Raw genomic sequence first — 15,091 nt, forward strand, 5'->3', positions numbered from 1 at the left:
AGGCTGAAGCCTCGTCGGCGCCCCGTCAACCGTAGGCGCGCATCTTTGCAGGTGATGGGGCGTCGAGCTCGGCGAACAGCCGCTCGACCTCGGCCTTCACCTTCCCGATCGCGGCGTCCTTAACCGGCCCGTAGCCCCGGATATCCATCGGCGCTTTTGCAATGGCGACCAGACTTGGCAGATGCGCCGCCTCGAGCCCGCCGAGCAGCCGTTTGATGGTGCCGTCGTACCAGGTGATCAGTTCCCGCTCGGCGCGCCGTTCCGCCGTGTAGCCGAACGGGTCGAACGGCGTCCCGCGCAATCCCTTCAATCGCGCCAGCATGGCGAGCGGCATCTGGATCCACTGTCCGAAGGCGCGCTTGCGCGGACGTCCGCGGGCGTCGCGCTTCGACGGCAGGAACGGCGGGGCGAGGTGATATTGGATGCTGAAGTCGCCGTCGAATTCGCCTTTCAACTCGTCGAGGAAGCCGCTCTGCATGTGCAGGCGCGCCACCTCGTACTCATCCTTGTACGCCATCAGCTTGAACAGGGCGTGCGCGACCGCCTGGGTCAATGCCTCGCTATTCAGGCTGGCTTCGGCATGGCGAACACTTGCAACGCGCTCTCGATAGCGCGCTGCGTAGGCATCGTTCTGATAAGCCGTGAGGAAGTCGGCGCGGCGGTCGATCAGCTGGTCGAGCGTCTCGGCCTTCGGCGCTTCGTCCACCTTCGGCAAGAAGTCGGGATCGGCGGCTGCAATCCGGCCCCAGGCGAAAGCCTGCTTGTTGCTTTCGACCCCGACGCCGTTGAGCTCGATCGCGCGCAACAGCGCCGACAGCGAGACCGGCAGCAGCCCGCGCTGCCAGGCAAAGCCCAGCATGACGATATTGGCATAGACGGCATCGCCGAGCAGGCGCTCGGCCAGCGCATTGGCGTTGATGGTGTCGAGATTGCCGTCGCCGATCACCTGGCCGATCGCACGCAGGCGGGCGGGTGAGGCGAGATCGGCGTCACGGAAGCGGACGACGTCGCCGGTCGGCATCTCCGCGGTGTTGACCGCGGCGCGCGTACCTTTTCGATAGGTGCCGGACGCCTTCGGCGAGGAGCTGACGACGAGGTCGCAGCCGATCAGCGCATCGGCCGCGCCCTGGTCGATACGGACCTGGTGCAATGCGTCGGGGGATGCGGCCAACCGGATGTAGCTCAGCACCGGCCCGAATTTCTGCGCAAAGCCGGTAAAATCCAGCACCGAGACACCGTTTCCTTCGAGGTGGGCCGCCATGCCGATCAGCGCGCCGACCGTGATCACGCCGGTGCCGCCGACGCCGGTGACGAGCAGATCATAGGGACGGTCGAGCGTTGCGGGCCCGGGCAGGGGAAGCGTGGCCGCGTGGCCGACCGCGTCGATCCGGCTCGCGCCCTTCTTCCGGCGCCTCGCGCCCTCGACGGTGACGAAGCTCGGGCAGAACCCGTTGAGGCAGGAAAAGTCCTTGTTGCAGGATGAGAGGTTGATCCGGCGCTTCCGGCCGAACGGCGTCTCCTTGGGCTCGACGCTGAGGCAGTTGGATTCGACCGAGCAGTCGCCGCAGCCTTCGCAGACGAGATCGTTGATATAGGCGAAGCGTTTGGGATCGATCATCTGTCCACGCTTGCGGCGACGCCGTTTCTCTGTCGCGCAGGTCTGCTGATAGATCAGCACCGAGACGCCGGGAATATCGCGCAGCTCGCGCTGCACGCTGTCCATCTTCTCGCGCGGATGGAGGGACACGCCGACCGGAAGATCGCCTGGCGGAAATTGCGCCGGATCGTCCGACACCAGCGCGATGCGCGCAACGCCCTCGGCGCGGACGCTGTGCGCGATAGCGTGGACGCTGATTGGGCCGTCGACGGGTTGGCCGCCGGTCATCGCCACGGCATCGTTGAACAGGATCTTGTAGGTGATGTTGGCCTTGGCGGCGATCGCCTGCCGGATCGCCATCGAACCCGAATGATAATAGGTGCCTTCGCCCAGATTCTGGAACACGTGCTTGTTGCCGGTGAAGCGTGACGAGGCGGCCCAATTCACGCCTTCGCCTCCCATCTGGATCAGGGACGATGTCTCGCGGTCCATCCAGCTGGCCATGAAATGACAGCCGATGCCGGCCAGCGCCTTCGAACCCTCGGGCACTTTCGTCGATGTATTGTGCGGGCAGCCCGAGCAGAAATAGGGCGTACGCGTCGCACCGCTGACGTTGATCGTGCGCGAGGCCTCAGGCATCAAGCCGGCTGCGCGTGCGGCGAGATTGAGGCCTGGGAACATCGGATCGAGACGGCGTGCGAGCACCCCAGCGAGCGCACGCGGTGACAATTCGCCGATCCAGGAGATCAGCCGCGCCCCTTGCTCGTCATGCTTACCGACCATGCGCTCGGGTTTTTCGCCCGGATAATCGTAAAAATATTCCTTGAACTGGCTTTCGATGATGCCGCGCTTCTCCTCGACGACAAGGATCTCGCGCTTGCCCCTCACGAACGCCATCGCGTCATGCAGCGCCAGCGGCCAGACCATGCCGACCTTGTAGATGTCGATGCCGATGCTGCGGCAGTCCGCTTCGTCGAGACCCATCAGCCGCAGCGCTTCCATCAGATCGAGATGGGCCTTGCCCGTGGTGACGATGCCGTAGGTGGCGTCCGGGATGTCGTAGATGTGACGATCGATCGGATTAGCCTTTGCGAAGGCGTAGACCGCGTGCTTCTTCGCCTCCAGCCGCTCCTCGATCTGCGGGCCGGGCAGATCGGGCCAGCGATAGTGCAGGCCGCCGGGTGGCGGCGTGAAGTCTGGCGGGTGGAAGGCCCGCGGTGGGCGCAGCGCGACGGACGCGCCGGATTCCACGATCTCAGAGATCGCCTTGAAGCCGACCCACATGCCGGTGAAGCGGCTCAGCGCGTAGCCATATTCACCGAATTCGAGATATTCGCTGACGCTTGCGGGGTGGAGCGTCGGCATGAACCAGCTCATGAAGGCGACGTCGGACTGGTGCGGCATCGAGGACGAGACGCAGCCATGGTCGTCGCCGGCGACCACCAGAACGCCGCCATGCGGTGAGGAGCCGTAGGCGTTGCCGTGTTTCAGCGCATCGCCGGAGCGATCGACGCCGGGGCCCTTGCCGTACCAGAGACCGAACACGCCATCGACCTCGCGGTCGGCTTGCGTCTCGACCTGTTGTGAGCCGAGCACGGCGGTCGCGGCAAGATCTTCGTTCACTGCGGGGAGGAATTCGATGCGGTCCCGCTTCAGTCGCTCGTGGATGCGCCACAGCTCGAGGTCGATCCCGCCGAGTGGCGAGCCGCGATAGCCTGAGATGAAGCCCGCCGTGTTCAGCCCCGCGGCACGGTCGCGCCGCACCTGGTCGAGCGCGATGCGGACGATGGCCTGCGTGCCGGTGAGGAAGACGCGGCCCCGTTCGCGATCGTAGCGGTCGGAAAGCTCGTAAGGATCGAGAGACGAAATGGCGTCCATGCGGACCTCCCCACGGCATCCTTGCCGGATGGGAGAAGAGTAAGCCTGGGCAACTGGTAGGTCTTACCTTTCTTTCCGAATAGCGTACCTATTATGGTAGAGTTATCCAAAACGATCTACGGGAAGGTAGATTAATCCATTTTGGTGGTTTCCATGATCGAAGACCAGGACGCGCGGATTCTCGCCTATCTTCAGAAGGACGGCCGCGCCACCAACCAGCAGCTCGCCGACGCAGTCGGCATGTCGACTTCGGCATGCTGGCGCCGGGTGCGCGCGCTGGAGGAGAGCGGTGCCATCCGGGGCTATGCGGCCCTGGTCGCGCGCGAGCAGGCCGGCTTTGCGATGTCCGCGATCCTCCACGTCTCGCTGGAACGGCACGACGCAAAATTCGTCGACGAGTTCGTCGCGCGGGTGACCACGCGGCGTGAGGTGCTGGAGTGCTTTGCGACCACGGGCGATGCCGATTACCATTTGCGTGTCGTCGTGCAGGATATGGCGGCGTACAACAGATTCCTCGACGACTTCATGTTCCGCATTCCCGGCATCCGCTATGTCAGAAGCAACGTGGTGCTGAAGGAGATCAAGACGGGCGTCGCGCTGCCGTTTTGAGAGGCAGCGCTTACGCCGCCTCTTCCTGCCTGCGCCGAAACAGTTGGCGCAGCGACAGCGCGTGCAGCAGGATCGAGCTTGGCACGACGAAGGCGGGCGTCAGCACATTCGGAAAGGTGTCTAAGGCCATGCTCGGGCCGTTCGAAATGATCAGCTGCAATGCGCCGGGCGACATCATCATCCCCAAGCCGATCGCGACGGCGAAATCGGCGAGGCCGAACAGGTTCCAGAGGATGGCTGCCTTTCGCCCCTCAGCCGTTCCGGTCGCGAGCGCGAGCGCTGCCGGCACGGCGAAAAGGCCGGTCAGCACATCGCCGGTTCCTGCCGGCAATGCAAACAAGCCCGGCAGCACCCCACGCATCCAGTAGGCGAGCCATTGGCTGCCAAAGATGCGATAGAGCTGAAGCGCGATCAACCACGTCGGCGGCGTTGCATCGAGCAATTGTCCCACTCGCTTTGACAGCAGCAGCACCGGAGCGCCGAGGATGACCGGCAACAGGATCGCGGCTGGAAGCAACGGCAAGGCGGAGGCGCCCGCGCGAAATGCACCGTTGATGGCCGCGGTCCAGGCGACTGTGGCCCACAGCGTCAAAGGCACCATGAGGACGAGCCAGGTTGCCTGGCGCTGTCCTGGTGTCAGGTCAGTGTTTCCAAGGCCGAGCCACAGACCAAGTGCGATGAGCCCATGCGTCATCAGCCGAACGCCCAGGGCCGGAATGCCGCTCTCCGGAAGTGCCGGCACCGCGTAGATCAACCAGGTCCAGAGTATCGTGAACAGGACGGCCGACATTAGGCTGAGCCGCACGGGACGCGGAGCAATTTCGGCGGCGGAAACGGCATCGCTGTTCATCGGCATTCCTTCCTCAGAGGCTATCCCGCGCATCGACGCAAGCCATCTCGGCTGGCATGTCGGATTGCGGCCCGGGCGCAGTATCATGCTGCCTGCTTGTCCGATCCGGGCCTCAGCAGGATCGTGAAGACGAGGACGTGGCTGACCAGCAGCAGAGGTACATAAAGGGCGGGGATATAGATGCCGGCGCCGAACAGGCCGGGATTCTGGATCCTCACGCCCATGTAGTACGCATTCAGGAGATCCAGCGTACCCCAGACGTTGAATGTCCAGACGATCGGGATGGCGATCGACCATCGCCAGGACAGCGCCGCCATTGAAATGAGTGCGAGAGTGGCGGCGACGAGATCTCCCCATCCAACTTCGCTGGCGAAGTCCGGGCTCAATTCCGAGGACACGAACCCGGCAACCATGAAGTTCATCCCTAGGAACCTGAACGCATGGAAAGCCGCGAGAAGCCGCAAGGCGTCGTGACGCGGCATGGCGCCGACCGCCGGCCAAACGTAGGTGATGGCCACCACCGCGCTTGTCAGGAAGGCGCCGGCGACGCTGAGGACGAACGGAAGGTTGAAGCTCGATGGCACGTCGGATGTCCTTATGAATGTCAGGATAGTCGAGGTCGAAGCTCGGCATCGATGGACGCTTAGGGCTTGGCCATGAGCAGGCGAAGCGGCATGAGCGGGCCGACCGCGATGTATTCATGCTCGATGAGGTCCTGCCTGGCGAGCGGCAAGCCATCCATGATCGCATGCGCTTCGGCATCATTCTTGGCATCCAGCACGAACACGGCGCCGCGCCCGTCGGAACGCGAATACCATTCGCGGACCTTTCCGTTGAGATAGAGCTGCACGGTCTGCCTGATTTCATCGGGCATGACGGCCATGATTTGCTCGCGCGTGATGCCCGCTTTCACGGTCAGGATGACCATGACCCCGGTGGTCGCGGGTGACGGCGCTTGTGCTTGCGCAAGGGATGGATCGGTCATGGCGGTAATACCTGTCAGTGTGAGGGCGTGCCAGGGCGGCGTTGCGGATTGCCTTCATCGGTTTCGGTCTCCGGTGCGGCTCATTTGCAATCCGGATGTATGGCCGCTTTCCGCGGGCGACTATTCGCGATAATGTTGATGGGCTATGAAGCAGAACTTCACAGTCAGGCAGGGAGCGCTCGACGGCGTGGAGGCGTTCCTCAGCGTTGCCCAGCACCGCAGTTTCCGCCGGGCGGCCGCTGAACTCGGGGTAACGCCTTCGGCTATCAGTCAGGCGGTTCGCGCGCTCGAGGCGCGCGTCGGCGCCGCGCTCTTCATCCGTACGACCCGCAGCGTCGGTCTGACCGAAGCCGGCGAAAGATTTTTCGCGCGCGCAAGACCGGCGTTCGAAGAACTCATCGCGGCAAGCGGGGCGGCGCGTGAGCTCGGACGGCGACCGGCCGGGCTCCTGCGCCTCACCGTACCGCGCTCGGTCGTGCCGATCCTGCTCGAGCCGCTGATCGCCTCGTTCTGCCAGACCTATCCAGAGATCGAGGTGGAGCTTGCCGCGAGCGAAGAGATGATCGATCTAGCGGCCGGAGGCTTTGATGCCGGCATCAGGATGGGGCAGTTCATCGCCCCAGACATGATCGCCGTGCGGCTGACCAAGCCGCTCCCGCTCATCGTCGTCGGCAGCCCCACTTACCTCGCGCGTGCCGGTCGGCCCGAGCATCCGGACGACCTGCGTACGCACGCTTGTTTGCGATTGCGGCGGTCGAGCGGCGCGCTCGCATCATGGTCGCTCGACGACGGCGGCCGTTCGATCGAGATTGCGGTATCAGGACCTTTCATCGCCTACGATTTCCCCACGATGCTGGGGGCAGCAATCGAAGGTGTGGGTCTTGCGCAAGTGCCCGCACCATTGGCCACAGGCGCCATAGCGACGGGAAAACTCGCCCGCGTGCTGGAGCAATTCGCGCCGATGACACCGGGGGTCTTCCTCTACTATCCCGGCCACCGGCAAATCATGCCGAAACTGCGGGCGTTTATCGACCATGTGAAGGGCCACTCAGGCGCCACGAGTTGATCACCGCTCTTCCCGCACGAACCTGTTCCGCAGCGTGCCGACACCGGTGATGTCGATCTCCACGACGTCGCCGTGCTTGATATCAGGCGAGGCACCATCCGTGCCCATCCAGATCACATCGCCCGGCCATAGCGTAAAATACTTGGTCAGCTCGACTAGGAACGGCACCACGCCAAAGATCATGTCGTTGGTGTGGAAGCGGTTGGTCTCCTTGCCGTTGACCCGGACGATCGTTTCCATCTTGTCGAGGTCGGCCTCGGTCTCGATCCACGGGCCCATCGGCTTGAACGTGTCGGCGTTCTTCGACCGCCACAGGCTGCGGTCGGCCTTCTGCCAGCTTCGTTCGCTGACGTCGTTGCCGATGGTGTAGCCGAAGACGCAATCCATCGCATTCTGATTGGTGAGATGCTTCACCTTCTTGCCGATGACGACAACGAGTTCGCCTTCGTAGTGGATCTTGTCCGTCGCAAAGGACGGGATCGCGACGTCCTCGTCATGCGCAATCAGCGCGTTTTGCGCGCGATAGCCGATCTCGGGGCGGTCGGGGACAGCAGGCACTTCGCCGCGCTTGTCGGCGGCTTCCTTCAGATGCTTGAGGTAATTCAAGCCGACGCAGTAGAAGGTGCGCGGAATCAGCGGCAGTTCGATCTTGACCTGCGAGAGCTGATACGTGCGCGAGGTGCGTTGCCATTCTCCGAAGGGATCGCCCTCGATCGCGATGACCTGGTCACCCTCGACGATCCCCCAGGACGTCTTGTTCGCAGCGGTGAATTTCAGCCAGCGCATGCCGTGTCTCCGTTGTTATTCCGCGGCATCGCGCGGCTGCACTTTCCAGTCGCCGGCTGCCGGGCGCTTGAGCCCGAGATTTTCCCGCAGCGTCTTGCCGCGATACTCCTTCTGGAACAATCCGCGCCGCTGCAATTCCGGGACGATATGTTGCACGAAATCGGCATAGGAGCCGGGCACATAGGTCGCGGCGATGACAAAACCGTCGCAGCCGCGCTCGACGAACATTTCTTCGAGCTTGTCCGCGATCTCCTTGGGACCGCCGACCATCGCATCCTGGACCTGACCGCGGCCGGAGAAGGTGACGAAGTCGCGCGCGCTCGGATTGCTTTTGCCGGAGTTCTTGAGCACGCCGTCGCGGATGCCCAGAATGCCCTGCATGCTCTTCAACTCCTCAGTCGTCAGCGGCTCGTCGAGATCCTTGGAGGCGAAGTCGTAGTTGAGCGCTTCGGCCAGCAGCGACAGCGCATCGATCTGCAGCGGCAGCTTGTTGATCAACGCCATCTTGTCTTCGGCCTCAGCTTTGGTCGCGGCGCAGACTGGTGTCGTCAGGTTGCAGAGGAACATCGCCTCCGGATCCCGACCGGCTTTCGCGGCCTCGTTACGCACCGCCGCATAGCCTTCCTTGGCGGCGGCGAGGTTGCGCGCGGCGGTGAAGATCACCTCACCCCATCGTCCTGCAAAGCGCTGGCCGCGGCCGGACGCGCCGGCCTGGATGATCACGGGATGGCCCTGGTCGGAGCGGGGCACCGTGAAGGGACCGCGGGACTTGTAGAATGGGCCCTTGTGATCGAGCCGCTTCACCTTGGCCGGATCGGCAAAGCGGCCGCTCGTCTTGTCCATGATGAGCGCGCCGTCTTCCCAGGTGTCCCAATGGCCGAGAACGATCTCCATGAATTCGTCGGCGCGGTCATAGCGGGCGTCGTGCTCGGGATGAGAATCCCGGCCCATGTTGAAGGCCTCGCCGTCATTGAGCGAGGTCACGACGTTCCATCCGGCGCGTCCGCCCGACATCAGGTCGAGCGTTGCGAAGCGGCGGGCGATGTCGAAGGGCTCGAAATAAGTCGTCGAGCCGGTCGCACCCAACCCGAGCTTCTCCGTCACCATGCCCATCGTCGTCAGCACGATCAGGGGATCCATCTTCACGCAGCGGATGCCGTATTCGACGGTGTGGGCGTGATCGTTGCCGTAGCGGTCCGGCATCGCCAGCCGGTCGTCGAAGAAGGCCATGTGGAACTTGCCGGCTTCGAGGATTTTGGCGATCTCCTGATAATAGTCCGCCGACATCGAATCGTCGCGCGAGTCCGGATGTCGCCACGAGCTCGGCAAATTCGTGCAGTTCTGGGCCTGAAGGAAGCCGACCAGTACCATCTGCCGCGTCATGCTGCTGTTCTCCGAATTGCGTCAGGCCGAAATCCGTCAGGCCAGGTCGAGGACCGTGTCGAGCCTGTACTCGCGCGCCAGCGCGCGCAGTTTTTCCCAGGTCGCATCCTCGATCTCGATGCCGTCGCGCAGGCGCTGCTGCTCACGCAAGCCCTCGATCTCACCGGGATAGAACACGCCCTTGCTGCCCTCGGAGGGCGGGGTCGATTTGAGATAGTGTGCGAACTCGGCGACCTCGCGCTTGAAATCCTGCAGCGGGCGAAACGCGGCGACGTTGAACACGGCCATGAAGCAGCCGTCATTGTGCCGGCCCGTGGGCTCGACGCCGAAACCGAGGCCGGTGAGCAGGCCGCACAGGACCTCGACCATTGCGGCGAGGCCGCTGCCCTTGTAGCCCTCGGTGCCGCCGAGCGGCAGCAGCGCGCCGCCCTTGCGATACTGGGTTGGATCGGTAGTGTGCCGTCCCTCGGCATCGATGATCCACCCCGGCGGGATTTCCTCGCCGCGGGCGACCGCGAGCTGGATCTTGCCGGCCGCGACCGCAGAGGTCGCCATGTCCAGGTAGAACGGCGCATCGAGGTCGGACGGCACCGCGATCGAGATCGGATTGGTGCCGAGCCGTGCCTCCTTGCCGCCGAATGGCGCCACATGCTTCGGCGAACGGCCGGAATCCGCCGTTGCGATCCCGATCATGCCTTCGCGCATTGCCATCAGCGGATAGGCGGCGAGGCGGCCGACATGGCTTTGCCGGAACACGGTGCAGGCGGCGACATTCGCCGTCTTCGCTTTCTCGATCGTCAGCGCCATCGCCTTGGCGTTGACGTGGAAGCCAAAACCCCACTGGCCGTCGATCACGGTCGTCGTCGGCGATTCCCGGACGATGGTCCATCTGGCGCCGGGCACGATGTGGCCGGCCTTGATCCGGTCAACATAGGTGGGAATGGCGATCACGCCGTGGGAATCGTGGCCGGCGAGATTGGCGTTGACGCAGCCGTTTGCGACCGCGTCGGCCTCTTCCTCGGAAGCCCCGGCAACCCGAAGCAGCGCTGCGCTGATGCGCGTGAGGCGGTCGGCATGGACGATCGGCATGGCGCTTCCCCGGCATGGTGCCCTTAACAGGCTGCTTGTTGGGAGCCATGGTCTCAAAGCGCGGCTGCGATATCAATCTCCTGTAAACCAATACAGGGCTGCAAATTCGCAGCGAGCAGGGCCGTCGGGCGAAGATTCGTCCCGCGCGGTGGCATTTTCGACAGATTGGCGCAGGTCGTTCGCAGCTCGTTCACTTTGATCGACGGTTTGCAGCGCGCAATAACGACCACTTAGGCGATCGCCGGTCATAACGTCATCCGGGAAAAAAAGGCAGAAATGCCCGGGAGCTGAGATCGTGCCGACGACACTCGCGCGCACCTTTGCGGCGTTGAGCGCCATCAACGAAGCGATCCTCTACGCGAAATCGCCGGATGAGCTGTACCAGAAGGTCTGCGACGCCGGGTTTGCGAGTGGAGACTTCATGGCCGTGGCCGTGTTCCTTGTGGAGCCGGATGGCCATAAGCTTCGCTTTGCCGCTGGTCGCGGCGATGACGTGGCGCGGCTGAGCGCGATCGAGATCACCACGCAGGCTGGCACGCCGGAAGGCTTGGGCGTGGGCGGCGAGGCGTTCCGCAGCCAGAAGCTCTGCATCAGCAACGATTTCCTGAACGATCCGCGTTCGCTGGCATGGCGCAACGGCGCGGTGGCGGCGAGTGTCGGCGCGGCCGCGGCGCTACCCCTGGTCTGCATGGGACGCAGTATTGGGGTGTTGTATGTTACGCGGTCGGGCGCCGGCTCGCTCGACGAGGCGATGGTCTCGTTGTTCGAGCGGATGTCGGCCAATATCTCTCACGCGCTGGAGAGCTTCGCGACCGAGGGAGCCCGCCTGGATGGCGAGCGGGCAGTGCGGCGGCTCAACCGCATGTTCGGCGCGCTCAGTGCGACGAACGAAGCAATTCTGCAAGCCAGCACTGAGCTGGACTTGTACCAGCGGGTCTGCGACGCCGCTGTTTATAGCGGCAAATCGCTTGCCACTTTCGTTCTGCTGCACGAGCCGGATTCCGAATGGCTGACGCCGGTGGCAGCGACCGGACATAATCTGGATCTGATCAGACAGTCGCGCTACTCGATTGATCCGGAGAGTCCCTACGGCAAGGGCATCTCCGGCGAGGTGTTCCGGACCCAGCAAGCGATCGTCGAGGACGACCTCGTCAATCGCACCAAGGGGACCACCTGGGAGCAGGCCAACGTCAATGCCGGCGCCGTCGCCTGCGTGGCTGCTCCCTTGATCAAGCGTGGCACCAGCATCGGCGTGCTGTTTTTCTTCGTGAGCAAAGCCTGGGCGAAAGACGAAGGCATCGTCGCATTGTTGCTGCGCATGACCGAAAACGTGTGCTTTGCGCTCGAGAACTTCGACCGCGACAAGGAGAAGGCCCAGATCGCCTTGGAGGAGGATCGGCTGGCGCGTATGTACGCAGCGCTAAGCGCGACGAACGAAGCCATTCTGCGGGCAAGGTCGCGCAGCGAACTGTTGGATCTGGTTTGCGAAGCCACGGTGCACGGCGCCAAGTTCGCCTCGACCTCCATTGCATTGCTTGACCGCGATGCGGGACTGCTTCGTGTTGTTGCGTCCTTCGGACCGAACGCCGAGGAAGTGCGATCCTTCAGGCTGTCGGTCAGCGACAAGGAGCCGGAAGGACGAGGGCTGACCGGCACCGCGTTCCGGACGCGGCGGCCCTGTATCAGCAACGACGTCCTGGCAGACGCCCGCCTCAAGCCTTGGCACGCCAGCGCGCGTCGCAATGGCATTAGGTCCTCAACCGCGATGCCGCTATTCAACGGCGACAGCGTCGAAGGCGTATTCCTGTTCAATTCGCCCGAGTGCGGCACTTTCACGGACGAATTCGTCGAGCTATTGCGCAAGCTCCAGGCCAATGTCGCCTTCGCGTTGGAGAACTTCGACCGTGCCGACGAGAAGGCGAAGGCCGACAGGCAGCGTGACAGGTTGAGCGGCATGTTCGAGGCGCTGAGCGCGACGAACGAGGCAATCATGCGCGCCAAGACGCGCGAGGAGCTGTTCGAAGGGGCGTGCCAGGCAGCCGTGCTCGGCGGCGTATTCGCCTCGGCGACAATCGGCATTATGGACGACCAGCGTGAACTCGTTCGCGTGGTTGCCGTGAAGGGGCGCCTCCAGGAGCGGATGGTGGGACGCACCTGCTTTGTTTCCGCCGACCATCCTGAGGGTCGCGGAATCATAGGGATGTCGCTGCGGACCCGCGGGCCCAGCGTCATCAACGACTATCTCCACGACCTCCGAGCGGCGCATTGGCACTCTAAGGCGATCGAAGATGGAACGCGAGCGGCTGCCAGCTTCCCGCTGCTGCGCGCCGGCCAGGAGCCGATCGGCATTCTGCTTTTCCTCGCGCCGGAAGAGAATACGTTCACACCCGATATGGTCGAGTTGCTCGGGCGCCTCGCCGAGAACGTGTCATTTGCACTCGATAATTTCGATCGCGCCGAGGAAAAGGCCCGCAACGAGGCGCGGACGGAGCGTTTGGCTCGCATGTTCGCGGCGCTGAGCGCGACCAACGAGGCGATCATGCGGGCGAAGTCGCGCGCCGAACTGTTCGACCTCGTCTGTCTCGCCGCATCGAACGGCGCCAAGTTCACCTCGACCACCATTGCGCTGGCGAGGGTCGATAGCGATCAGCTGGAGATCGTGTCGAGCGCCGGACCGTCGTCTGACACCACGCGCAATGTCCGCCTATCAATCGACCCCGAGCGCCCCGAGGGGCGCGGAATGAGCGGCACGGCGTTCCGCACCCGCCAGCCCTGCATCAGCAACGACTATCTCAATGACGATCGCGTTCGCGCCTTTCATTCCATTGTCCGCAACGACGGCGCGCGGTCGGGCGCGGCTTTTCCCCTCGTCGCACACGATCGGGCCGTCGGCGTCATGATCTACATGTCGACCGAGCCCGGCACCTTCACGGCCGAGTTCGTCGAGCTGTTGCAGCGCCTCGCCGACAACGTCTCCTTCGCGATGGAGAATTTCGACCGGGCCGACGAGAAAAACCAGGCCGACGAGCGAATCGAATACCTCGCTTCGCACGACAGCCTGACCGACCTGCCGAACCGCGAGACCTTCAACGGGTTGCTGCATGAGGCGATCGACGAGGCGCAGCGCCACGATCAGCGCTTTGCGGTGCTGTTCATCGACCTCGATCGTTTCAAGGTCATCAATGATTCGCTGGGCCACGAGGCCGGCGATCTGCTCCTGCTCGAAGTGGCCAACCGGCTGCGTGGTGCGCTGCGCGCAACCGACGTCGTGGCGCGGCTCGGCGGCGACGAGTTCGTGGTGATCCTCGATCAATGCGGCGAGATCGATGACGTCCAGCGCATCGCGACCGGGCTGTTGACGGCGCTTGCGGAGCCCATGGAGCTAGCGGGGCACGAGTGCCACACCACGGCCTCGATCGGTATCGCGATGTATCCGACCAACGGCTCCGACGTGCAGACGCTGACCAAGAACGCCGACATGGCGATGTATCTCGCCAAGGAAGACGGCAAGAACGGCTATCGCTTCTTCTCCAAGGAAGTGAAGACGCAGTCGATCGAGCGGCTGTCGTTGGAGAGTGCGCTGCGCCGGGCGCTGGAGCGGAATCAGTTCACTTTGAACTACCAGCCCAAGCTGGACATGGAGACCGGCCAGATCACGGGCGTGGAAGCCCTGCTGCGCTGGACGCACCCCGATCTGGGCAGCATCTCGCCGGCGCAGTTCATTCCGCTCGCGGAGGAGACCGGATTGATCGTGCCGATCGGCCGCTGGGTGGTAAAGGAGGCCTGCGCGCAGGCCATGGCCTGGCAGCGCCGCGGCCTGTTGCCGGTGTCGATGGCGGTCAACCTGTCACCGCGGCAGTTTGTCGACGAGCATCTGTTGCAGGACGTCGACGAGGCGCTGGCCGCCAGCGGCATGTCGCCCGTGCTGCTCCAGTTGGAGGTCACTGAGAGCATGATGATGCGCAACGTCGGGCGTGCGCTCAAGGTGCTCGACGCGATCCAGAGCCGCGGCATCCGCCTTGCCATCGACGACTTCGGCACCGGCTATTCGTCGATGTCGCTGATGAAGCATTTTCCGATCGACACCATCAAGATCGACCGCTCCTTCGTGCGCGATTTGCCACAGGATCTGGAAGACCAGGCGATCGCGCAGGCGATCATCAGCATGGGCAAGGCGCTCGGCATGACCGTGGTGGCGGAAGGCGTCGAGAATGCCGAACAGGAGGCATTCCTGCGCGCCCATGGCTGCGACGAGATGCAGGGCTTCCTGATCTCCAAGCCGCTGCCGGCGCGGCAGATGGCCGAGCTGCTGCAGCCCATGGAGCTGCCCTACGCGCCGCCGCTCCAGCCGGAGCCGGACCATGCCGCCACCGCGGCCGCGGCGCTACGGTTGAAAAGCGCTGTCGTCTGACGGCTGCGGGTGCAGCTCGCGGGCGTCGTCTTCCTTGATTTCCGCCTTGCGCGGAAAATCATCCGGCCAGGTCGGCGAGGTTTGCTTGGCGAACAGGGCGAGCAGGGCGTGCGCGCCTTCGGCAAAGCTCGAGTCGTGGCTCAGACCGAGTTCAGAACACCACGCGTGTGGCATCGGCTCGTGCGTGTCGAGCACGGCCATCGCCGGACCCCACCACCAGGCCGGCGCCGGCGATCGTTCGTGCTCCGGCACGGCATGCCAGAGGACGAGCTCGCCCATCATGCGCTCGAATTGCAGGCTTGCGGCCTGATGCATTCGTTCCGTGCTCCCTTGGGTCGCGCCTGAAAGCAGGCCGATGCGCGGACTCGATCGTGGCCTTCGCTGTGAAAAGCTGGCTCGCACTATTGGCTGAGCCGACTGTGCCGCTTGTGTCGGCG

The 15,091-nt window shown here is 63.9% G+C and carries 12 protein-coding genes; 3 read left to right on the top strand and 9 right to left on the bottom strand.

The features are described from left to right. Positions 1 to 25 precede the first annotated feature (25 nt). Positions 26 to 3,475: an indolepyruvate ferredoxin oxidoreductase family protein gene (locus AC0L23_RS12790; RefSeq protein WP_085350141.1), complete on the bottom strand. Its 3,450-nt coding sequence runs from the start codon at positions 3,473 to 3,475 to the stop codon at positions 26 to 28. Between the two features lie 153 nt (positions 3,476 to 3,628). Between AC0L23_RS12790 and AC0L23_RS12795 the strand changes: the two genes are divergently transcribed. Continuing rightward, positions 3,629 to 4,084 (top strand): Lrp/AsnC family transcriptional regulator, encoded by a 456-nt coding sequence (locus tag AC0L23_RS12795; protein WP_018453391.1) that lies wholly within the window; start codon positions 3,629 to 3,631, stop codon positions 4,082 to 4,084. Between the two features lie 10 nt (positions 4,085 to 4,094). On the opposite strand, the gene AC0L23_RS12800 is transcribed toward AC0L23_RS12795, so the two are convergent. From AC0L23_RS12800 to AC0L23_RS12810, 3 genes are all read right to left on the bottom strand, one after another. Continuing rightward, complete coding sequence (locus AC0L23_RS12800; RefSeq protein ID WP_085350176.1) at positions 4,095 to 4,934, bottom strand: MFS transporter; 840 nt, start codon at positions 4,932 to 4,934, stop codon at positions 4,095 to 4,097. 83 nt (positions 4,935 to 5,017) lie between these two features. After that, a complete protein-coding gene (locus AC0L23_RS12805) occupies positions 5,018 to 5,518 on the bottom strand; it encodes a hypothetical protein (RefSeq protein ID WP_085350140.1) in 501 nt (166 codons plus the stop codon). 59 nt (positions 5,519 to 5,577) lie between these two features. Then, positions 5,578 to 5,919 carry a hypothetical protein gene (locus AC0L23_RS12810; RefSeq protein WP_244561299.1) on the bottom strand — a complete coding sequence of 114 codons (342 nt, stop codon included), beginning with the start codon at positions 5,917 to 5,919 and terminating at the stop codon, positions 5,578 to 5,580. Between the two features lie 145 nt (positions 5,920 to 6,064). Between AC0L23_RS12810 and AC0L23_RS12815 the strand changes: the two genes are divergently transcribed. Continuing rightward, positions 6,065 to 6,985: a LysR family transcriptional regulator gene (locus AC0L23_RS12815; protein WP_085361242.1), complete on the top strand. Its 921-nt coding sequence runs from the start codon at positions 6,065 to 6,067 to the stop codon at positions 6,983 to 6,985. Here AC0L23_RS12815 and AC0L23_RS12820 read toward each other — a convergent pair whose 3' ends face one another. From AC0L23_RS12820 to AC0L23_RS12835, 4 genes are all read right to left on the bottom strand, one after another. After that, entirely contained in the window at positions 6,986 to 7,771 is a 786-nt protein-coding gene (locus AC0L23_RS12820) for a fumarylacetoacetate hydrolase family protein (protein WP_085350137.1), read from the bottom strand. A 15-nt stretch (positions 7,772 to 7,786) separates the two neighbouring features. Continuing rightward, on the bottom strand, positions 7,787 to 9,154 hold the full coding sequence (locus tag AC0L23_RS12825; protein WP_085361243.1) for an LLM class flavin-dependent oxidoreductase: 1,368 nt from the start codon (positions 9,152 to 9,154) through the stop codon (positions 7,787 to 7,789). A gap of 36 nt (positions 9,155 to 9,190) precedes the next feature. Beyond that, positions 9,191 to 10,243, bottom strand: coding sequence for an Ldh family oxidoreductase (locus AC0L23_RS12830; protein WP_085361244.1), 1,053 nt, complete (start codon positions 10,241 to 10,243; stop codon positions 9,191 to 9,193). A gap of 72 nt (positions 10,244 to 10,315) precedes the next feature. Further along, on the bottom strand, positions 10,316 to 10,492 hold the full coding sequence (locus AC0L23_RS12835; RefSeq protein WP_158091731.1) for a hypothetical protein: 177 nt from the start codon (positions 10,490 to 10,492) through the stop codon (positions 10,316 to 10,318). Between the two features lie 46 nt (positions 10,493 to 10,538). Here AC0L23_RS12835 and AC0L23_RS12840 point away from each other — a divergent pair, with 46 nt between their 5' ends. After that, positions 10,539 to 14,654, top strand: coding sequence for a sensor domain-containing phosphodiesterase (locus AC0L23_RS12840; RefSeq protein ID WP_085385444.1), 4,116 nt, complete (start codon positions 10,539 to 10,541; stop codon positions 14,652 to 14,654). Here the strand turns inward: AC0L23_RS12840 and AC0L23_RS12845 are convergent. Beyond that, positions 14,628 to 14,969 carry a hypothetical protein gene (locus AC0L23_RS12845; RefSeq protein ID WP_085361246.1) on the bottom strand — a complete coding sequence of 114 codons (342 nt, stop codon included), beginning with the start codon at positions 14,967 to 14,969 and terminating at the stop codon, positions 14,628 to 14,630. The genes AC0L23_RS12840 and AC0L23_RS12845 overlap by 27 nt on opposite strands. Between the last annotated feature and the right edge of the window lie 122 nt (positions 14,970 to 15,091).

Source organism: Bradyrhizobium sp. MI1.4 (assembly GCF_055811315.1).

Bases quoted from the DNA above. Each gene is read 5' to 3' on its own strand.
- AC0L23_RS12790 (WP_085350141.1), bottom strand. From the start codon at position 3,475: ATGGACGCCATTTCGTCTCTCGATCCTTACGAGCTTTCCGACCGCTAC.
- AC0L23_RS12795 (WP_018453391.1), top strand. From the start codon at position 3,629: ATGATCGAAGACCAGGACGCGCGGATTCTCGCCTATCTTCAGAAGGAC.
- AC0L23_RS12800 (WP_085350176.1), bottom strand. From the start codon at position 4,934: ATGAACAGCGATGCCGTTTCCGCCGCCGAAATTGCTCCGCGTCCCGTG.
- AC0L23_RS12810 (WP_244561299.1), bottom strand. From the start codon at position 5,919: ATGACCGATCCATCCCTTGCGCAAGCACAAGCGCCGTCACCCGCGACC.
- AC0L23_RS12815 (WP_085361242.1), top strand. From the start codon at position 6,065: ATGAAGCAGAACTTCACAGTCAGGCAGGGAGCGCTCGACGGCGTGGAG.
- AC0L23_RS12820 (WP_085350137.1), bottom strand. From the start codon at position 7,771: ATGCGCTGGCTGAAATTCACCGCTGCGAACAAGACGTCCTGGGGGATC.
- AC0L23_RS12825 (WP_085361243.1), bottom strand. From the start codon at position 9,154: ATGACGCGGCAGATGGTACTGGTCGGCTTCCTTCAGGCCCAGAACTGC.
- AC0L23_RS12830 (WP_085361244.1), bottom strand. From the start codon at position 10,243: ATGCCGATCGTCCATGCCGACCGCCTCACGCGCATCAGCGCAGCGCTG.
- AC0L23_RS12835 (WP_158091731.1), bottom strand. From the start codon at position 10,492: ATGACCGGCGATCGCCTAAGTGGTCGTTATTGCGCGCTGCAAACCGTC.
- AC0L23_RS12845 (WP_085361246.1), bottom strand. From the start codon at position 14,969: ATGCATCAGGCCGCAAGCCTGCAATTCGAGCGCATGATGGGCGAGCTC.